Origin of the sequence: Ectothiorhodospira variabilis, from assembly GCF_022227625.1 — a bacterium.
In the GTDB taxonomy this organism is placed as follows: Bacteria; Pseudomonadota; Gammaproteobacteria; order Ectothiorhodospirales; family Ectothiorhodospiraceae; genus Ectothiorhodospira; species Ectothiorhodospira haloalkaliphila.
Window position 1 is genome coordinate 102194 of the sequence record NZ_JAJNAO010000004.1, and the last position, 19472, is coordinate 121665.

Here is a 19472-nt window from a genome sequence, read left to right on the forward strand (position 1 = left end):
CCACCTGCAAGCCCACCCACAAGACATTCCAGGAGGTTTTTCATGCCACCAGCAGCGACATACCAGGAACTGGGCCACGGGATCACCCTGATCGACGCACAGATCCAGCGCCCCGGTCTGGCCGCCTGCTATCTCATTCAGGAAGGGGATCGTGCCGCCTTCGTGGAGACGGGTACTGCCCTGTCCGTACCTGGGCTGCTGGAAGTGCTGGAGCACAAGGGCATCACCCGGGATCAGGTGGACTATGTGATCCCCACCCACGTCCACCTGGATCACGCCGGCGGTGCCGGCGCACTCATGAGCCACCTGCCCCAGGCCCGGCTGGTGATCCACCCTCGGGGTGCCCGGCACATGATCGACCCCTCCAAGCTCATCGCCGGCGCCACGGCCGTTTATGGGGAAGAGGCCATGGCGCGCATGTTTGGTGAGATCCTGCCCATCCCCGAAGAGCGGGTCATTCAGGCCCAGGACGGCGACACGGTCTCACTCAATGGCCGCACCCTCACCTTCCTGGACACCCCAGGACATGCGAAGCACCATTTCAGCGTGGTGGACGAGGCCGGGCATGGGGCCTTCAGCGGAGATACGTTCGGGTTGTCCTATCGTGAATTCGATACGGACCGTGGCGCTTTCGCCCTGCCCACCACCACCCCGGTGCAATTCGACCCCGATGCCCTGCATGCCTCAGTGGATCGCCTGGTGGATCAGGGGTTGGACGCCATGTATCTCACCCACTATGGGCGCGTGAACGATCTATCGCGCCTGCAGGCGGAGCAGCACGAGATGATCGATGCCTACGTGGACATGGCCCGTGCGCATGCGGACGCCGGCGAGGGTCGGCACGAGGCCCTGGTGGAAGGCATGATGGCCTTGCTGGTGAAGCGTCTGCGGACCCACGGCTGCGACATGCCGGAACCTCGGGTCAGGGAGCTGCTGGGGATGGATGTGGAACTGAATGTGCAGGGCCTGGAGTTCTGGCTGGATCACGAATGAGCCTCGACAGCCAGACCGGACAATTGACCGGTCAACTGAATTGAACCATTGAAGAGATTGAACCATTGAAAAGGGGGCGGCCCATGGGCCGCCCCCTTTTTCGATACGCCAACATCGACACGTCAACATCGATGCGTCAACGCACAATCCAGCCTGCCGGCGCTGAGTCCATCAGACCCTTGCCTTGGCCTCGATCCGGCGCTGATGAAGTACCGGCTCCGTATAGCCGCTGGGTTGCTCGCGGCCCTTGAAGACCAGATCACAAGCCGCCTGGAAGGCCACCGAGGCATTGAAGTTCGCCGACATGGGGTGATAGGTGGGATCACTGGCGTTCTGCTCATCCACCACCCTGGCCATGCGCTTGAGGGTCTCCACCACCTGAGCCTCACTGCAGATGCCGTGATGCAGCCAGTTGGCGATGTGCTGGCTGGAGATACGCAGGGTGGCCCGGTCCTCCATCAGTCCCACATTATTGATGTCTGGCACCTTGGAGCAACCCACGCCGTGGTCGATCCAGCGCACCACGTAACCCAGGATGCCCTGGGCGTTGTTGTCCAGTTCCTGCTGGATCTCCTCGGCGCTCCACTGGGGATCGGCCTCCACCGGGATGGTGAGGATATCCTCCAGCCGCGCGCGGCGCTGACCGGCCAGTTGGGCCTGCACGTCGGCCACGTTCACCTGGTGATAATGCAGGGCATGCAGGGTGGCGGCCGTGGGGGACGGCACCCAGGCGGTGTTGGCACCGGCCTTGGGATGTCCCACCTTCTGCTTGAGCATGTCGGCCATCAGATCAGGCATGGCCCACATGCCCTTGCCGATCTGGGCATGCCCCTTGAGGCCACAGGCCAGACCCACATCCACGTTCCAGTCCTCGTAGGCCTGCAACCAGCGGGAGTTCTTCATGGCAGCCTTGCGAATCATGGGGCCGGCTTCCATGGAGGTGTGGATCTCGTCCCCGGTGCGATCCAGGAATCCGGTGTTGATGAAAACGATGCGCTCCTTCACCTCGCGGATGCAGGCCTTGAGGTTCAAGGTGGTGCGCCGCTCCTCGTCCATCACCCCCACCTTCAGGGTGTGACGGGTCATGCCCAGGGCATCCTCGACGCGCCCGAAGAGTTCGTTGGTGAAGGCCACCTCTTCCGGGCCGTGCATCTTGGGCTTGACGATATATACAGAACCGCTGCGGGAATTGCGCAGGCCGGTGGTCTTGTTCAGGTCATGCAAGGCGATCAGGCTGGTGATCATCCCATCCAGAATGCCCTCGGGAACGGGCTGGCCATCCTTGTCACGCACGGCATCAATGGTCATGAGGTGACCCACATTGCGCACGAACATGAGCGAGCGGCCCTGCATCACCAGGCGACCGCCTTCCGGCGTGGTGTATTCCCGGTCCGGGTGCATGGAGCGCTCCACGCTCTTGCCACCCTTCTGGAAGGTGGTGGACAGGTCACCCTTCATCAGGCCCAGCCAGTTACGGTAGACCACCACCTTGTCTTCCGCGTCCACTGCGGCCACCGAGTCCTCGCAGTCCATGATGGCGGTCAGGGCCGACTCCATGAGTATGTCCTTGATGCTGGCGGAATCGGTCTTGCCAATGGGGTGTTCGGCATCAAACTGGATTTCGAAGTGAATGCCGTTGTGCTCCAGGAGTACCGCCTTGGGGGCCGACGCATCGCCCTGGTAGCCCTTGAGCTGCACGGGTACCTTGAGGCCGGTCTCGCTGCCATCGGCACACGTGACGCGCAGCACCCCATCCACCACGGCATAGCCCCTGGAGCCACCATGACTGCCCTGCTGCAGGGGTGCGGCGTCATCCAGAAACTGCCGCGCGAACTCCACCACCCTGGCACCACGGCGGGGGTTGTACTCGGCCCCGCGCTCACAGCCATCCGCATCGGCAATGGCGTCCGTACCGTAGAGGGCGTCATAAAGGCTACCCCAGCGGGCATTGGCGGCATTCAGGGCATAGCGGGCGTTCATCACCGGCACCACCAGCTGTGGCCCGGCCTGGCTGGCCACCTCGGCATCCACATTGGACGTGGTAACCTGGAAATCTTCGCCTTCGGGCAACAGGTAGCCGGATTCCCGCAGGGAATCCTGGTAGGCCTGCATATCCACAGGGCCGGGATGCGCCTTGTGCCAGTCGTCAATGGACACCTGCATGGCATCGCGCTTGTCCAGCAACTCACGGTTTCGGGGGGCCAGATCATGAACGATCCGGTCCAGGCCACCCCAGAAGGCCTCGGCAGAGACATTCGTGCCCGGCAGGGCTTCCTGGTTGATGAAATCGTGCAGTTGGGCGGCAACCTGCAACTGACCCGCCGTGACGTACTCGCTCATATGCTGTCCTCTGCTTCCTGGGGCTTGGGCTTTCAGGGCGACGACTGGATCACGACCAGCGTGCCCTCTGGCATGGTTTCGAACAGTTCTATCACATCCGCATTGGTCATGCGCACACAGCCCTCCGAGGCAGGCTGACCGATCAGCCCCTCCTCGTCGGTGCCATGGATATAGATGTAGCGGGAAAAGGAATCGATCCCCTCTCCCCGGTTCACGCCATCCTCAAGCCCTTCAAGCCAGAGGATGCGGGTCGTGATGTAATCACCGGGAGTGCGCTCGGGCGCAGTCACGATGGGCGCAATCTTGCCCGTGTTCTCGCGGGCCCTGAACACCGTGCCCTTGGGCACGCCATCACCGAACTTGCTGTGGATCCGATGCACCCCCAGCGGCGTACGGAAGCTGCCGTCCTGATTGCCGATGCCGTGGCGGGATGTGGAAATAGGATATTCCCTCTGGATCTGCCCCTGGCGGATCAGATAGAGGCGTTGTTCATCAATCCGCACCACCGCCACCGGGTCGGCCACGAAGAATTCGGGGAAATCCGACTGCAATCGCTTGAGCACGGGTTGATACCAGGGCGACATCTCGCGTTCCGTATCGAAGGTTTCCACGTACCAGCCTGCGCCCGCCATGGGGCCGAAGGCAAACAGACACAACACCAGCATGGCCATGGTCTGGATGCGGCGCAACATGAGATCAGGCGTTGTTGTACAGATCAAGGTTGGCGTATTCGCGTTCCTTTTTCTTTTTGGCCAGGTCATTGCGACGTTCCTCCAGATGGGCCAGATAATCACGACTGACCTGGGTGACGTATTCACCCGTGAACACGGAACAATCGAAATCTTCCAGGCGCGGATTGCCCTTGCGCACGGCACCCACCAGGTCTTCCAGATCCTGATAGATCAATCTATCGGCGGCAACCGCCTGGCAGACCTCGTCCTCGCTGCGTCCGTGAGCGATGAGTTCCTGGGCGGCGGGCATGTCGATGCCATACACGTTGGGGTAGCGCACCGGCGGCGCGGCGGAGGCAAAGTAGACCTTACGGGCCCCGGATTCACGCGCCATCATGACGATCTCCCGGGAGGTGGTACCGCGCACGATGGAGTCATCCACCAGCAGCACGTTCTTGCCCTTGAACTCCAGCCCGATGGCATTGAGCTTCTGGCGCACCGATTTTCGTCGCTGGGTCTGACCCGGCATGATGAAGGTGCGGCCGATGTAGCGATTCTTGATGAAGCCTTCCCGGTATTTCACGTTCAGTTCATGGGCCATCTCGATGGCCACCGTGCGCCCGGTATCCGGGATGGGGATGATCACGTCGATGTCGTGATCCGGCCATTCCCGCAGGATCTTCTTGCCCAGACGCGTGCCCATGCGCATGCGCGCCCGGTGCACCACCACGTCATCGATCACCGAGTCGGGGCGGGCAAAATACACGTATTCGAAGATGCACGGAGAGAGTGTGGCCTGTTCGGCGCAGTGGCGGGTGTGCACGGTGCCATCCATCTCGATATAGACCGCTTCACCCGGGTCCAGATCCCGCACCAGTTCAAAACCCAGGGTGTCCAGGGCCACGCTTTCCGAGGCCACCATGTATTCGGGGCCCTCCGGGGTTTCCCGTCGACCGAAAACGACCGGACGGATGCCGTGGGGATCCCGAAAGCCCACCACACCCCGCCCGGCCACCATGGCCACCACGGCATAGGCCCCCTGGCAGCGGCGATGCACGCCGCTCACGGCGTTGAAGATCTCCTCCTGAGTGACCGCCAGACCGTCCTGGCGGATCAGTTCCTGGGCCAGCACGTTCAGCAGGATCTCGGAGTCCGATTCGGTATTGATGTGGCGGCGGTCTTCGAGGAAGAGCTCGCGCTTGAGGTCACTGGCGTTGGTGAGGTTGCCGTTGTGCCCCAGGGTGATGCCGTAGGGGGAATTCACGTAGAAGGGCTGGGCCTCGGCGGAGGAGGCACTGCCGGCGGTGGGGTAACGCACATGGCCGATCCCCATGGGGCCGGTCAGGTTGCGCATGTGCTGCTCGTGAAAGACGTCCCTGACCAGGCCGTTGTCCTTGCGCAGATGCAGATGACCCTCCAGGTCACAGGTGACGATGCCGGCCGCATCCTGACCCCGGTGCTGCAATACCAACAGGGCGTCGTACAGCGCCTGATTGACAGGGCTGCGACCGACGATTCCGACGATTCCGCACATGGGAAGGCCTCTTGAAGATTCAAAAAAGAGCGGGGGAACCCAATCCGGGGGTCAGTCCCCGAAGGAGAAATTATCTGCGATATCCTGGGGCAGGAAATCACGCATCCACAGTGCGATACGTTCAAACTGGGGCAGTAGCTGGCTTTCCTGCCACCAGAGCTCCTGGGGCACGACGGTCAGGCTCGCCATCAGGACCACCACGGCCACAATGGCCACGCCGCGCGCCAGGCCAAAAACAGCCCCGATGCTGCGATCGGTGCCCGAAAGGCCCGTCTTTTTCACCAACTGGCTCGCCAGCAGATTCACCACCCCACCCACAATCAGGGTAAGGATGAAGAGAATGGCAAAGGCGATCCCCACCAACAGGGTAGGATCTTCGATGCCCAGGGGGAGGTGTTCGGAGAAGGGGGTCGCGTAGGTCAGCGACACCAGGAAGGCCAGCACCCAGGTGGCCAGGGAAATGGCCTCCTTGATGAACCCTCGGAACAGGCTGATCACCGCCGAGACGACGATGATGGCCACGATAACCAAATCAATCCAGATCATTGTCTTGAAGATTGCAGGAACATGAACGGGATTTTAACAAAGATCGAAGGCGCGGATGGCCATTTGCCCGAAAAATAACCCGATCACGGATGGGTCACAACGATACCGGGTAGCTCCTGTTCCCGTTCGAGCCGCGCCTTGAGGGCCTGGGCAGCGCGCCTCTCCAGTTCGGGGCCCACCTTCACCCGGAAGAGAGATCGCCCTTCTGCCTCGGTGCGTTCCACAAAGGCCGGGAATCCTGCCTGCCTGAGGCGCTCGGCCTCGGCCCGGGCATTGGACTCCTGACTGAAACTGCCCACCTGCACCACCCAGCCGCCGGCCACCGGCGTGCTGCCAGGCTGAGGACGTGCCGGCGGACGGGATTCCGCCGAAGGCGCCGGTTGCGACGCGGCGTTATCCGGCAGGGGACGCGCCTGAGGCTCACGCGCCGACCCGGGGGCGGGCGCCTGAAGCATTCGCGGTGTGGATACATCGGGTGCCACGGTTGCGTCGCCACGGGGCGCTGCCGCCGTGGTCGGGCGATCAAAGACCGGTTCCGGGGGAATGGCTTGAGTGGTGTCCAGGCGAGCCTCCCGCCCGGAGCCATCCAGCAGCATGGGCAGGAAGATCACGGCCAGGGCCACCAGGACGGTGGCACCCAACAGACGTTGTTTCAGGGGTGCTTCCACGTGTTGCCCATCATCTCAAAAGCCACGGGCCGGGCCCCTCACCTCAAGGCAAGAGATCCGGCCCACGGGCACTGCAGCCAAAGGCCGCATGTTACTGGTTCAGTGCCCGCAGCATCCACGCGGTCTTTTCATGAACCCGCATACGATCCGACACCAGCGCGGCGGTGGACTCGTCATCGGCCTCCTGCGCCACCTTGAGGACATCGCGGCAGCACTTGACCACCTTCTCGTGACTGTCGGTGAGGATGTCCACCATCTCCCGACCGGCAGGTACGCCCTCCACCTCTTCGATGGAACTCAGGGAAGCCAGTTGCTTGTAGGTGCCTGGAGCCACCACATCCAGGGTGCGGATACGCTCGGCGATATCGTCCACCGCGGTCGCCAGCTCGGTGTAGTGTTCCTCAAACATCAGGTGCAGTTCGCGGAACTGCGGGCCCACCACGTTCCAGTGGAAATTGTGGGTCTGCAGGTACAGGGTGTAGGAGTCGGCCAGCAGGCGCTTGAGGCCCTCGGCAATACTGAGTCTGTCCTGTTCATTGATGCCGATATCGATCTTGCTCACTGGTTTGTTCTCCTTGCTAAACGGACGGATTTGAATCAACGAGAGGGATGGGTCAATCAAAAACCACCCTCACCCATACCAAGGTATGGGCGAATCAGGCGCTCTTCAAGGGTGCATCGGCCCAGGGGAACGGGGCCTGCAACACGGCGGCCACGGTATGAAAGGAACCGAAGACGATAATGCGATCCCCGGGGCTGGCCTGCAAAAGCGCCGCCTCGCAGGCCTCGGCAACGCTGGCCTGGATCTGCACCGGCGCTGCCCCCTCCAGATGGACAGCCAGTTCCTCGGGCGCCAGGGCTCGAGGAACATCCAGCGCCCCCAGGTACCAGGCATCCACCAACGATCTCAATGGCTCCAGAATTCCCGGCACATCCTTGTCGGCCATGACGGCCATGACGGCCAGAGTGCGGCCCTTGACGGGCTCATCCGCCAGGTGCCCCCCAAGGATGCGGGCGCCTTGTGGATTGTGCGCCACATCCACCCACACTGCGGGGTCCTGCTGAAGGCACTGATACCGCCCCGCCAGCCGTGCCTGGGCGATCCCCTCACGCACCGCCCGCTCGGTCAGGGGGACCTGATCCTCCAATAGCAGGGCTGCGGTGATGGCGGTGGCGGCATTGCCGCGCTGCACTGATCCGGCCAGGCCCGGTGGCGGCAACGCCGTGAGGGTCATGCCCATGCCGTGATAATCCCACACACCATTTTCGGCCACGGGTCCGGGATGAAAGTCGCTGCCGGCCAGGGCCAGGGGGGTGTCCAGGCTGGCGGCGTGTTCCAGCAGGCGACGGGGCGGATCCATATCACCACACACCGCCGGCTGTTCACCGCGAAAGATGCCCGCCTTCTCGAAACCAATGGCTTCCCTGTCTTCCCCCAGCCAGCTTTGATGATCGATCCCCACCGAGGTGACCACCGCCACGTGGGCGTCCAGGATATTGACCGCATCCAGACGCCCCCCCAACCCCACCTCCAGCAGGATCACATCCATGGCTTCTCGACGGAACAGCCACAGGGCCGCCAGGGTGCCGAACTCGAAATAACTCAGGCTGATGTTGTCCCGGGCCCGGTCGATGGCGGCAAAGGCCTCGCACAGGGGGCCATCCCCCACAGGCTCGCCTTGCAGGCGAATACGTTCGTTATAACGCAGCAGATGAGGCGAGGTGTAAACACCCACGCGATAGCCCGCGGCCCGGTAGATGGCCTCCAGAAACGCCACCGTCGACCCTTTCCCGTTGGTGCCACCCACGGTGATCACCGGGGCAGAGGCCGGCCGCAGACCCATGAGGTCGGCTACGCGCCCCACCCGCTCAAGCCCCAGATCAATGGGGCGTATGTGAAAACGCTCCTGCCAGTCCAGCCAGTCCGACAGGTTGTCGAATCGCGGCCGGGGCGCGCCGGGTTCACTCATGAACTGGCCGGCCCCTGCGCAGCCTTATCCTGCTCCGAAGACGGATCGACCACACCCTCGGGAGGTTGCCCCACCCTCTCCGGTTCGAGCTCCTCGTCGAAGGCCTCGGCCTCGGGAACCGGCTGGCCAGGCCGGTGGGTCAGCAGGCACAGCACCGAGGAGAGACGGTTTCGCATTTCCCGGCGATCAATGATCATGTCAATGGCGCCGTGTTCCAGCAGGAACTCGGATCGCTGGAAACCTTCTGGCAGGGTTTCACGTACCGTCTGCTTGATGACCCGTGGGCCGGCAAAGCCGATCAAGGCGCCCGGCTCGGCGGCATTGATGTCGCCGAGCATGGCCAGGCTGGCCGATACCCCCCCCATGGTGGGATCAGTCATCACGGAGACATAGGGCAGGCGCGCCTCGCGCAACCGCGCCAGGGCGGCACTGGTCTTGGCCATCTGCATCAGCGAGAACAAGGCCTCCTGCATGCGGGCCCCGCCACTGGCCGAGAAGCACACCATGGGGACGCCCTGTTCCACGGCAGTATTCACGCCGCGCACGAAACGCTCACCCACCACGGAACCCATGGAGCCGCCCATGAAGTTGAAGTTGAAGGCCGCGGCCACCACAGGCACGTCCCGCACCGTCCCCTTCATGACCACCAGCGCGTCCTTCTCGCCCGTGGTCTTCTGGGCCGCCTGCAGGCGATCCTTGTAGCGCTTGCTGTCGCGAAAGCGCAGCATGTCCACCGGCTCGATCTGGGCCCCGATCTCCTCGCGTTCGCCGGCGTCCAGGAAGGTTTCCAGGCGACGCCGGGCATTCATGCGCATGTGAAAGCCGCACTTGGGGCACACGTCCAGGCTGCGCTCCACCTCGGGGCGATACAGGGTGGCCGAACAGCCATCACAGCGCAGCCACAGGCCCTCGGGCACGGCACGCTTGTTGGTGGCGTCGGTGCGGATCCGGGAAGGGACGAGTTTTTCAAACCAGCTCATGGGCGTCGGTCATCCTGTTGGATCGATGATCGGCACGGGCACGTGGCCGACCTTGAAGACAATGGCGTATCCCGTCAGGCCTTGGGGGCGGCATCCATGGCCTGGCGCATCTCTCCCAGCAGATCTGCTGCTGCGGCACGGCCAGCCGGCAGATCCTGGGTGTTGGCGGCCAGCAGCTTGACCAGCGCACTGCCCACCACCACGGCATCGGCCACACGGCCCACGCGAGCGGCGGTGGGGGCATCGCTGATGCCAAAACCCACACCCACAGGCAGGTCCGTGTGCTGGCGGATCAGGGCAAGCTTCTCCGCCACGGCATCCACATCCAGGGTGGCGGCACCGGTCACCCCCTTGAGGGAGACGTAGTACACAAAACCGGACGCGGCTGCACAAATGGCCTTGATACGGCCCTCGTGGCTGGTGGGCGCCAACAGGAAGATGGGATCAATGCCGTTCGTGGTCAGGGTCTGCACCAGGTCAGCGCCCTCCTCGGGGGGGAGGTCCACGGTCAGCAGCCCGTCCACACCCGCCTCGGCCGCCTCCCGGGCAAAGGTCTCGTAGCCCATGATTTCCACGGGATTGAGATAGCCCATCAACACCACCGGCGTGGTGGTGTTGTCGCGGCGGAACTCGCGCACCATGCCCAGCACGTCCCGCAGGCTCACGTGGTGCTTCAGGGCACGCTCGCAGGCCTGCTGAATCACCGGGCCATCGGCCATGGGGTCGGAGAACGGTACCCCCAGTTCAACGATGTCGGCTCCGGCGTTCACCAACTCGTGCATCAGCGGCACGGTATTGGCGGGCTCCGGGTCACCGGCGGTCACATAGGGGATCAGGGCCTTGCGACCCTGCGACCTGAGATATTCGAAACGGGCGGCTATGCGGCTCACAGCTCGATGCCCTCCATACGGGCCACGGTGTTGATGTCCTTGTCACCACGACCGGACAGATTGACGATGATCCCGCCGTCGGAGCGAAGCTGAGGTGCCAGCTTGATCACCTGGGCAATGGCGTGGCTGGTTTCCAGCGCCGGGATGATGCCCTCGGTGCGGGTGAGGCGATGGAAGGCGGACAATGCCTCTTCATCCGTGACCGGCACGTATTGCACGCGCCCGGCGTCCTTGAGCCAGGCATGCTCGGGGCCCACCCCGGGATAGTCCAGGCCGGCAGAGACGGAATGGGTCTCGGTAATCTGGCCGTCGGCATCCTCCATGAGATAGGTGCGATTGCCATGCAGCACGCCGGGCTTTCCGGCGCACAGGGGAGCAGAGTGGCGGCCGCTGTCGATGCCATCCCCGGCCGCCTCGGCCCCGTACATGGCCACGTCGGCATCGTCCAGGAAGGGATGGAACAGACCGATGGCATTGGAGCCACCACCCACGCAGGCCACCAGGGCATCGGGCAGTTCGCCGTTCTCTTCCAGGTACTGAGCCCGGGCCTCGCGACCGATCACCGACTGGAAGTCCCTGACCATGGCGGGATAGGGATGCGGGCCGGCCACGGTGCCGATGATGTAGAAGGTGTTGTCCACATTGGTCACCCAGTCGCGCATGGCCTCGTTGAGGGCATCCTTGAGGGTGCGCGACCCGGAGGACACGGGCACCACCCGGGCGCCCAGCAGACGCATGCGATACACGTTGGGCGACTGGCGCTGGATGTCATCCGCGCCCATGTAGACCACGCATTCCAGCCCCAGGCGCGCAGCCACGGTGGCGGTCGCCACGCCGTGCTGTCCAGCGCCGGTCTCGGCAATGATGCGGGTCTTGCCCATGCGCTTGGCCAGCAGCGCCTGACCGATGGTGTTGTTCACCTTGTGGGCACCGGTGTGGTTCAGGTCCTCGCGTTTGAGGTACACCCGGGCGCCCCCCAGTTCGCGGGTGAGTCGCTCCGCCAGGTACAGGGGACTGGGGCGACCCACGTACCGGGCCAGATCCAGGTCCAGTTCGGCCAGGAAGTCGGGATCCTTGAGGTAGCGATGGTAGGCCTCCCGTAACTCTTCCAGGGGTTCCATCAGGGTTTCGGAGACGAACTGGCCACCATAGGGTCCGAAATGCCCGCGGGCATCCGGGAAGGCGCTCCAGTCAGGCGTCTGTTGGGGTTTGCTCACGGTCGACACGTCGTACCTCGCTGATGAATCGGATCATGCGTCGGGGGTCCTTCACGCCCGGCGACGACTCCACGCCACTGCTCACATCCACGGCCCAGGGGCGCGTCTGCCTGACCGCCTCGGCCACATTATCGGGATGCAGCCCACCCGCCAGAACCAACGACTGCGGGCTGCCCGTGGGCCATCTGCCCCAATCGAATGTCTGCCCGGTACCCCCGGCCTGACCTGCAGCATGACTGTCCAGCAGGAAGCCCTGGGCCCCGGCATAGCGGGCCATGAAGGCTTCCGGCGTGTCAGAACCGGCCATGGGAACCGCCTTGAGATAGGTGCGACCAAAGGATTCGCAGTAGTCCGGCGGCTCGCCACCATGAAACTGCAGCACCTCCAGGGGCACCCGTGCCATCACCTGGCGTACTCGTTCCGCCTCCGCGTCCATGAACAAGCCCACTCGCGTCACGAATGGTGGCACGGCGCGGGCCACGGCCAGTGCCTGCTCCATGTCCACTGCCCTGGGGCTTCGATCGTAGAAGACCAGACCGATGGCGTCGCAGCCGGCACGGGCCGCCTCCCCGGCGTCCTCGGCGCTGGTAATGCCGCAGATCTTGATACGGGTACGCATGGCCGCCCGGGTTGCTGAACAGGATCGGTAAGGTTAACAGAAATTCGGCCCCAGGATCAGCCTGCGCGGGGCGTCAGGCGTACTCGGGGACGACTGCCGGCGGATGCAGGTCGAAACGATCCTCATAACCCACCTGCACCAGATACAGACCATCCGGTGGAGCTGTAACACCCGCCTGGGAACGGTCTCGCGCCGTGAGCACCTCGGCCATCCACTCGGGAGGATATTCGCCGCGACCAATGGCCATCAAGACACCGGCGATATTACGGACCATGTGATGCAAAAAGGCATTGGCGCGGATATCCAGATGAATGAAATCACCCCGCCGGTGCACCGATACCGCCTGCACCGTGCGTATGGGGGTGCGGGCCTGGCAGCCCTTGGCGCGAAAACTGGAGAAATCGTGCTCCCCCAGCAGATGCGGCACAGCCTCGGCCATCAGCGCCGCATCCAGGGGTCGATGAATCCAGGTGACTCGACGGCGCAGGATGGCCGGTCGGGTGAGGCGGTTGAGAAAAATGTAGCGGTAACGACGCCACCGCGCAGAGAAGCGGGCATGAAAGTCATCGGGCATGGGCCGCACCCACTGAAAACTCAGTTCCGGGGACAGATGGCTGTTGCCCCCCAGCAACCAGGCCCGCGGATCGCGCACCGCGCTGGTGTCGAAATGAATGATCTGACCGGTGGCATGCACACCCGCGTCCGTGCGCCCGGCGCAGGTCACGCTGATGGGCTCGTCCGCCACCCGGGAAAGGGCCTTCTCCACCTGAACCTGCAGGGTGCGGGCCTCTTTCTGGGTCTGCCAACCGCGAAATCCGGAACCGTCGTATTCGATGCCTATGGCCAGGCGATGGAGGGTTTCAGTCATGTGTGTCAGTCGTTCGGAAGAATCGGGGGTGTTCGGGGCGTTCGGGCCCTTCAGGGCCCGACGGCCAGGGCCATCAAGGGCAGGATGACCAATGCCATGCCGAGCCAGTCCCGCCATCCCGGTGCCGCCACGGGGGCCAGATGAATGGGTTCCAGCGGCGCCTGTTGCGCCTGATGAAGAACGCCCTGAAACAGGCCCGCGGCCCGTTCGCCCAGACCTTGCAAGCGCTCCGCCACCCCCCGGGGCGCCTCGCGGGGACGATCCCGCGCCTCCCGGGCCAGCAGTCCGACGCGGGGAAGCGCCTCAAGGGTCAGGACCAGGCGTACCGCGAACCGCTCGCGTGGAAACCCCAGGATCGCCAGGGGCCGGGTGAGCCAGAGCAGGCCCTTCACCAGGTCATCCCGTCGGGTGGTCTCCAGCAGCCAGACCACCGCTCCCACGGCCAGCACCAGAACCAGGCTGCGTTGCAGCCCCAGCAACAGGCCCTCCCGGCTGGGGGACAACTCCGGGGCCAGGGCGAGCAGCGGCGTCCCGGGAGTAAACCACCCAAACACCAGGATGATGGACAGGAAAAACCATTTCAGCCGCCCCACCATGGTCAGAAAGCGGTCGACCCCCTCCCTGCCCACATGCCAAAGACCCAGCGCCACCCAGCAACATCCACCGGCAATCACCGCCGGGTTGGCCCGAGCGACGCAGAGAATGAACAGGATAACGCCGAGTATCTTGGTGGCTGGGTGCATGAATCACGATGAAGACCACCCACTGGATGATCAGCGCCATCCGGTGGGTGGTCTTCCAGGGCTGGAAGAGGCGCCGGGTAACCGGCGGCTTACTGGATCTGACGCATCAGCTCCTCGGCCTCGCGGCGCTGCACGTCGTCACCATCGCTGATCACCTCCTCCAGGGTGGCACGGGCGCCTTCCGCATCCCCCATCTCGATGTAGGCCCGGGCCAGATCCAGCTTGGTACTGATCTCGTCGCCGAGACTGAAGTCATCATCCTCGGCGCTGTCCAGTTCGTCCGAGGCACGGGCGGCATCATCCGCGTCAAAGGTGTCATCCAGCCATCGGGTATCGGCATCGGAGTCCAGATCCTCACCCAGCGCCCTGGGCGTGGCAGGCTCATCCTTGCCCATGGACTCCATGTCGTCCAGATCAAAGTTCAGATCGTCCGCATCCAGCTGCAGGGTATCGTCCTGCTCGCCCGTACCCGCAGTCGTGGGGGGTTCGACACCACGATCCAGTGCCGGGGGTTCATCCAGATCAGGGAAGGGCTCGTCCGTCTGCAGCGTGGCGGTATCGTCCCCCGACCCGGCGCGCCGGGTCGGCTCATCCGCATCGATATCAGCGCCCTCGTCCAGGTCCGGCCTGGACGCACCCTCACCCACGTCTTTCGCCCAGTCCTCGTCCAGGAAGTCACTGTCGTCCAGATCGAATTCCAGTGTGGCATCATCGGCGTCCTGGGTACGGGCGCGCTCCTCAGGCTTGTCCGGGGCGGATGTGGCCGTCTGCGCCGGAGGATGAACCCGGGTGGGGGCCTCGTCATCCATGCCCGGGGTTTCTTCCACCTGCATGGTGGGCGCATCTTCCGGCGCCGCCTTTCTTGAATCCTCGGGCACATCGGCACCGATATCCTCGGGCAGATCCAGGTCCAGCTCACCGATTTTGGAGATTTCTGTCTGATCCCCGGAGGCTGGATCTTCTCCCAGCCCCATGTCATCCATGTCATCACGGATCTCGAAGTCCACCTCGGAGAGCGAGCCTTCCAGTTCCGTGGTATCCAGATCGAAGTCGCTGGTATCAGGGCGCTCATGGGTGCCCTGACCCGAGGCGGCTGCACCGCGGAAAAGGGGGTTATCAGGGCTGATCTCCTGCCCCATGAGCACCACCCGGTCCCACAGCCTGGCAGGACGCTCACCCAGGGACTGGCGCATGTCTGCCGCCACACCCTCAAAGGCCTCCCGATTCTTGCTGGCGAAATAGGTTTCTGCCAGCTTGAAACGATAATCCACGCGATCCGGATCCTGCTTCACGGCATTTTCAAGCAGATCCTCCGCCTGCTGGTACAGCCCATAGGCCAGGTAGACATCCGCTTCGGCCACGGTATCGTCATTCGATACTTCGTCCCGATGGCGTGGGCCGCCATCCTCGGGTTCGGCGGCATCACCGCCGGGGAGCGAGAGCTCCATGGTATCGGTCAACTCCGCAGAATCCCCCATGGGCCCTTTCGGGGAGGGCAACTGCGTTTCCATGGTGTCCATCATCGCCGTGGACAGGTCCTCTTTGGAGTCGGACTCGACACCAAAGGTGGGCCGCTCCCGATCCGCATCATCCCGGGCGGCAGCAACACCGCCGGCGGCCGCGCCGGCAGCCACGGCGGCGGCGGTTCCCTTGCCCTGAGTACCGGCCTCCTGGCCCACCGAGGCATCAGCCTGGAGGTTTGCGGCATCCTCCACATCCTCGCGATCGCGCAGGCGACGGATCATCAGCCATAGCAGGGCCAGGATCAGCAGCAGACCAAAACCGGCCCCCATCAGCAGGGAGGGATTGTTCAGCAACTGGGTCAGCGCGGTGGGTCGCGGCTCCGGTTCGGCAGGTGCGGCCGGCGCAGGAGGCGCTGGGGCCACTTCGGGGGTCGGAGCAGCATCCGGGTCCGGCGCCGGGGCGACCGTCTCGGGGGGTGCTGGCAAAGGCTCGGTTGGCAAGGCCAGAGGCAGGTGGTCGGGGTCGCGCCCCTCCAAGCGGGCCAGCTGGTTCTGCAGATCTGCCAGCTGCTGGTTGGTGAGGGTCAGCAGACGGGACTGCCTTTCCAGCAATCCTTCCAGCTCTTCCACGCGATTACGCAGTTCCTCCGCCTCCTGGCGACGGGACTCGGTGGTTTCCCGCAACAGGGCCAGTTCCCGCTGCAACCGCTGGGCCTCGTCATCGGTGAGACCATCGCCAACAATCTCCAGGCGGGCATCGTCGTCCACCGGCGCGGGGGGTGCCGGCTCCCTGGCTTCGTCCGGGGCCGGATCACGCGGCGGTGCCGGCTCATCGGCAACGGCCACCTGGGGTTCAGGCTGCTCCGTGGCCCGCTCCCGGTATTCCCGCCAGAGTCGATTCTGACGCACCACTTCCTGGCGCGCTTCGCGGGGCGCCAGGCGGGTGATCTCATCGCGGGCCGGCACGCGCAGCACATGGCCGCTGCGCAGGTTATTGATATTGTCGTCCTCGAAGGCCTCGGGATTGGCTCTGAGCAGCGCGAGCATCATCTGCTCCACGCTCACACCGGTGTCGGGCCGCAGACGTTCACCCAGCTGCCACATGGTGTCGCCACGGCTGACCCGGTAAGTGGTGGGAGCGGTGTCGCGAGGGGCTTCGGCGCGGGTCACGCCTGGGGGGGCGGTCTCCCGCCCGGGAGCCGGTGCCGAGGGGGCCGGGGTGGGCTGGCGGGTCTGTTCGAAGCGGGTGGGCGGATCCAGCAGGATGGTGTATTCGCGCACCAGGCGACCGCTGGGCCAGCTGGCTTCGATAAGGAAGTTGAGGAAGGGTTCGCGGATGGGGTCGCGGGAGGTCACCCGAATCACATGGCGACCGTCCCGTGTGGTCATGGGCTCGAACTCGAGCTCGGTCAAGCGGTGATCCCGGTCGATGCCCATGCGCGTGAACAGGGCGTCGGGGGCCAGCCGAACCACCAGATCGTCCATCTCGCCTGGCTCCACGGAGACCAGTTCGATCTCCGCGCGGAGGGGCTGATTGAGCGCGGAACGGGGTTCGATTTCTCCCAGCCCCAGCCCCAGGCTCGCCCCCGGTACGATCAGGGCCAATACGGCCGTTCCCAAAGCCAGTCTGCGCACAGCGTAATCCCCTCTTTGACACGACCCGGGGACCGTCCTGCTTATCCGGCCCGGTCGCCGTTCCCCCGGTTGAGCCTCATCATGCAGCGGACCGGACGCGGCATCCGGTCCGCTGACTCAGGACAAGCTCACGTTATAGGTAATCTTTTATCAAAACTTCGGCAATTTGGATACTGTTGAGGGCGGCCCCTTTGCGCACGTTATCCGCCACCACCCACATATTCAGGCCCCGGGGATGGGAGATATCCTCCCGGATACGACCCACAAAGACAGGATCGCGATTCGCGCCCTCGGTGACCGCCGTGGGATAACCGCCGTCGGCACGCTCGTCCAGCACTTCCACACCCGGCGCGGCGGCCAGCAGTTCGCGGGCCTTCTCGGCGCTGATCTTGTCCCGGGTCTCGATGTGCACGGCCTCGGAGTGACCGTAGAACACCGGCACACGCACCGTGGTGGGATTCACCTGAATCGCCTCATCCTCAAAGATCTTGCGGGTCTCCCAAACCATCTTCATCTCTTCCTTGGTGTAGCCGTTCTCCAGGAAGACGTCGATATGCGGCAGGCAGTTGAAGGCGATCTGCTTGGGATAGACCTGGCATTCCACCGGCTGGCCATTGAGCAGCCGTGCCGACTGGCCGGCCAGTTCCTCGATGGCGTCCTTGCCGGTGCCCGACACCGCCTGGTAGGTGGCCACGTTGATGCGTTCGATACCCACGGCGTCGTGCAGGGGCTTGAGGGCCACCAGCATCTGGATGGTGGAGCAATTGGGGTTGGCGATGATGCCCCGGTTGGTGTGCTGAGCCACCGCATGGGGGTTCACCTCCGGCACCACCAGCGGGATATCGTCGTCGTAGCGGAACTGCGAGGTGTTGTCGATCACCACACAGCCGGCAGCAGCCGCCTTGGGGGCATATTCCTTGGAGACGGAGGCGCCGGGCGAGAACAGACCGATCTGCACCTTGGAGAAATCGAACTCGGCCAGGTCCTGAACCACCAGTTGACGGTCACCGAAGCTCACCCGGGAACCGGCGGAACGACTGCTGGCCACGGCATACACCTGCCCGACGGGGAACTTCCGTTCGGCCAGGATGGAGAGCATGGTCTCGCCAACGGCGCCGGTCGCGCCGACAACGGCCACATCATAGGTTTTGCTCATCTTTATGAATCCTTGAATCGAGTACTGATTATGGGTGCGCGGGCGAGGTTCGATCAGTCGGACAGAGCGGCCACCACCGCCTGCCCCATCTCCTGGGTGCCTACCTTGTCGCAGCCATGGGTCCAGATGTCCGGCGTGCGCAGACCATTGTCCAGCACCTGACCCACCGCAGCCTCCACGCGTGCCGCCTGGGCCTCTTCGTCGAGACTGTAGCGCAGCATCATGGCCACCGACAGCAACGTGGCCAGCGGATTGGCCAGGCCCTGGCCCGCGATGTCCGGCGCCGAGCCATGAATGGGTTCGTACATGCCCTTGCCGGCGGCATCCAGGGAAGCGGACGGCAGCATGCCGATGGAACCGGTGAGCATGGCGGCCGCATCCGAGAGGATGTCGCCGAACATGTTCTCGGTCACGATCACGTCGAATTGCTTGGGCGCGCGCACCAGCTGCATGGCGGCATTGTCCACGTACATGTGGGACAGTGCCACGTCCGGGTACTCCTTGGCCACCCGTTCCACCACTTCACGCCACAGTTGTGAGACCTCGAGCACATTGGCCTTGTCCACCGAGCACAGGCGCCGATCCCGCTTCATGGCGATCTCGAAACCGCTGCGGGCGATGCGCTCGATCTCCGGTTCGGAATAGATGATGGTGTTGTAACCCTGGCGTACGCCATCCTCGCGGGTATCGATGCCGCGGGGCTTGCCGAAATAGGCCCCACCGGTGAGCTCGCGCAGGATCATGATGTCCAGGCCGCCGACGATCTCCGGTTTGAGGGCGGAGGCGGACGCGAGTTGAGGGTAGAGGATGGCCGGGCGAAGGTTGGAGAACAGGCCCAGTTCCGAACGGATGGCCAGCAGGCCACGCTCCGGGCGTTTTTCCCAGGGCAGTTCGTCGTAACGCGGCCCGCCCACGGCGCCCAGGAGCACGGCATCGGCCTCCCGGGCCCGTTTCAGGGTGTGTGCCGGCAGGGGCTCACCGGCCGCATCGTAGCCGGCCCCGCCGATGGGGGCCTCTTCCAGTTCGGCATCCAGGCCGAAACGATCACGCAGGGCGTTCAACAGACGGGTGGCCTCGGAGACGATCTCGGGGCCGATGCCGTCACCGGGCATGACAAGGATTTTGTGGGTCATGGGATACTCGGAATGACAACAGGTGTAATGGGATCAGTGTGACAGC

Annotated in this window: 17 protein-coding genes; 1 reads left to right on the forward strand and 16 read right to left on the reverse strand. The window is 64.1% G+C overall.

Annotation, left to right across the window (positions count from 1 at the left end; translation table 11 throughout):
* Positions 1 to 42 precede the first annotated feature (42 nt).
* Positions 43 to 993: an MBL fold metallo-hydrolase gene (locus LPW30_RS06865; protein ID WP_238624230.1), complete on the forward strand. Its 951-nt coding sequence runs from the start codon at positions 43 to 45 to the stop codon at positions 991 to 993.
* Positions 994 to 1164: 171 nt separating this feature from the next.
* Here the strand turns inward: LPW30_RS06865 and LPW30_RS06870 are convergent, their stop codons facing one another.
* The 16 genes from LPW30_RS06870 to leuB form a co-directional block, all read right to left on the reverse strand.
* The gene (locus LPW30_RS06870) at positions 1165 to 3333 is read right to left on the reverse strand and encodes a malate synthase G (protein WP_239680396.1); all 2169 of its coding nucleotides are present in this window, start codon (positions 3331 to 3333) and stop codon (positions 1165 to 1167) included.
* A gap of 32 nt (positions 3334 to 3365) precedes the next feature.
* The gene (locus LPW30_RS06875) at positions 3366 to 3917 is read right to left on the reverse strand and encodes a L,D-transpeptidase (protein ID WP_026623736.1); all 552 of its coding nucleotides are present in this window, start codon (positions 3915 to 3917) and stop codon (positions 3366 to 3368) included.
* Positions 3918 to 4029: 112 nt separating this feature from the next.
* Complete coding sequence (gene purF / locus LPW30_RS06880) at positions 4030 to 5538, reverse strand: amidophosphoribosyltransferase (protein ID WP_238624228.1); 1509 nt, start codon at positions 5536 to 5538, stop codon at positions 4030 to 4032.
* Positions 5539 to 5589: 51 nt separating this feature from the next.
* Positions 5590 to 6084, reverse strand: a complete 495-nt coding sequence (locus LPW30_RS06885) for a CvpA family protein (RefSeq protein WP_239680397.1) — start codon at positions 6082 to 6084, stop codon at positions 5590 to 5592.
* A gap of 83 nt (positions 6085 to 6167) precedes the next feature.
* Entirely contained in the window at positions 6168 to 6752 is a 585-nt protein-coding gene (locus LPW30_RS06890; protein ID WP_025281189.1) for an SPOR domain-containing protein, read from the reverse strand.
* Positions 6753 to 6843: 91 nt separating this feature from the next.
* Positions 6844 to 7314, reverse strand: coding sequence for a Dps family protein (locus LPW30_RS06895; RefSeq protein ID WP_025281188.1), 471 nt, complete (start codon positions 7312 to 7314; stop codon positions 6844 to 6846).
* 94 nt (positions 7315 to 7408) lie between these two features.
* Positions 7409 to 8722, reverse strand: coding sequence for a bifunctional tetrahydrofolate synthase/dihydrofolate synthase (folC, locus tag LPW30_RS06900; RefSeq protein WP_239680398.1), 1314 nt, complete (start codon positions 8720 to 8722; stop codon positions 7409 to 7411).
* The gene (accD, locus tag LPW30_RS06905; protein ID WP_238624225.1) at positions 8719 to 9702 is read right to left on the reverse strand and encodes an acetyl-CoA carboxylase, carboxyltransferase subunit beta; all 984 of its coding nucleotides are present in this window, start codon (positions 9700 to 9702) and stop codon (positions 8719 to 8721) included. The genes folC and accD overlap by 4 nt, the downstream gene beginning before the upstream one ends.
* A 74-nt stretch (positions 9703 to 9776) precedes the next feature.
* Positions 9777 to 10592: a tryptophan synthase subunit alpha gene (gene trpA / locus LPW30_RS06910; protein ID WP_025281186.1), complete on the reverse strand. Its 816-nt coding sequence runs from the start codon at positions 10590 to 10592 to the stop codon at positions 9777 to 9779.
* Positions 10589 to 11809 carry a tryptophan synthase subunit beta gene (trpB, locus tag LPW30_RS06915; protein ID WP_239680399.1) on the reverse strand — a complete coding sequence of 407 codons (1221 nt, stop codon included), beginning with the start codon at positions 11807 to 11809 and terminating at the stop codon, positions 10589 to 10591. Before trpB ends, trpA begins: the two co-directional genes overlap by 4 nt.
* Positions 11784 to 12428, reverse strand: a complete 645-nt coding sequence (locus tag LPW30_RS06920; RefSeq protein ID WP_239680400.1) for a phosphoribosylanthranilate isomerase — start codon at positions 12426 to 12428, stop codon at positions 11784 to 11786. Before LPW30_RS06920 ends, trpB begins: the two co-directional genes overlap by 26 nt.
* 73 nt (positions 12429 to 12501) lie before the next feature.
* Complete coding sequence (gene truA / locus LPW30_RS06925; RefSeq protein WP_239680401.1) at positions 12502 to 13296, reverse strand: tRNA pseudouridine(38-40) synthase TruA; 795 nt, start codon at positions 13294 to 13296, stop codon at positions 12502 to 12504.
* Between the two features lie 50 nt (positions 13297 to 13346).
* Positions 13347 to 14039, reverse strand: a complete 693-nt coding sequence (locus tag LPW30_RS06930; RefSeq protein WP_239680402.1) for an energy-coupling factor transporter transmembrane protein EcfT — start codon at positions 14037 to 14039, stop codon at positions 13347 to 13349.
* Between the two features lie 89 nt (positions 14040 to 14128).
* Positions 14129 to 17107, reverse strand: a complete 2979-nt coding sequence (locus LPW30_RS06935; RefSeq protein WP_239680403.1) for a FimV/HubP family polar landmark protein — start codon at positions 17105 to 17107, stop codon at positions 14129 to 14131.
* Positions 17108 to 17270: 163 nt separating this feature from the next.
* Positions 17271 to 18293 (reverse strand): aspartate-semialdehyde dehydrogenase, encoded by a 1023-nt coding sequence (locus LPW30_RS06940; protein WP_025281180.1) that lies wholly within the window; start codon positions 18291 to 18293, stop codon positions 17271 to 17273.
* Positions 18294 to 18346: 53 nt separating this feature from the next.
* A complete protein-coding gene (leuB, locus tag LPW30_RS06945) occupies positions 18347 to 19426 on the reverse strand; it encodes a 3-isopropylmalate dehydrogenase (protein ID WP_239680404.1) in 1080 nt (359 codons plus the stop codon).
* Between the last annotated feature and the right edge of the window lie 46 nt (positions 19427 to 19472).

Excerpts from the sequence above, each read along its gene's own strand:
- LPW30_RS06885 (WP_239680397.1), bottom strand. The coding sequence starts at position 6,084 with ATGATCTGGATTGATTTGGTTATCGTGGCCATCATCGTCGTCTCGGCG.
- purF (WP_238624228.1), bottom strand. The coding sequence starts at position 5,538 with ATGTGCGGAATCGTCGGAATCGTCGGTCGCAGCCCTGTCAATCAGGCG.
- accD (WP_238624225.1), bottom strand. The coding sequence starts at position 9,702 with ATGAGCTGGTTTGAAAAACTCGTCCCTTCCCGGATCCGCACCGACGCC.
- LPW30_RS06870 (WP_239680396.1), bottom strand. The coding sequence starts at position 3,333 with ATGAGCGAGTACGTCACGGCGGGTCAGTTGCAGGTTGCCGCCCAACTG.
- LPW30_RS06920 (WP_239680400.1), bottom strand. The coding sequence starts at position 12,428 with ATGCGTACCCGTATCAAGATCTGCGGCATTACCAGCGCCGAGGACGCC.
- LPW30_RS06940 (WP_025281180.1), bottom strand. The coding sequence starts at position 18,293 with ATGAGCAAAACCTATGATGTGGCCGTTGTCGGCGCGACCGGCGCCGTT.
- folC (WP_239680398.1), bottom strand. The coding sequence starts at position 8,722 with ATGAGTGAACCCGGCGCGCCCCGGCCGCGATTCGACAACCTGTCGGAC.
- LPW30_RS06865 (WP_238624230.1), top strand. The coding sequence starts at position 43 with ATGCCACCAGCAGCGACATACCAGGAACTGGGCCACGGGATCACCCTG.
- leuB (WP_239680404.1), bottom strand. The coding sequence starts at position 19,426 with ATGACCCACAAAATCCTTGTCATGCCCGGTGACGGCATCGGCCCCGAG.
- LPW30_RS06875 (WP_026623736.1), bottom strand. The coding sequence starts at position 3,917 with ATGTCGCCCTGGTATCAACCCGTGCTCAAGCGATTGCAGTCGGATTTC.
- truA (WP_239680401.1), bottom strand. The coding sequence starts at position 13,296 with ATGACTGAAACCCTCCATCGCCTGGCCATAGGCATCGAATACGACGGT.
- LPW30_RS06930 (WP_239680402.1), bottom strand. The coding sequence starts at position 14,039 with ATGCACCCAGCCACCAAGATACTCGGCGTTATCCTGTTCATTCTCTGC.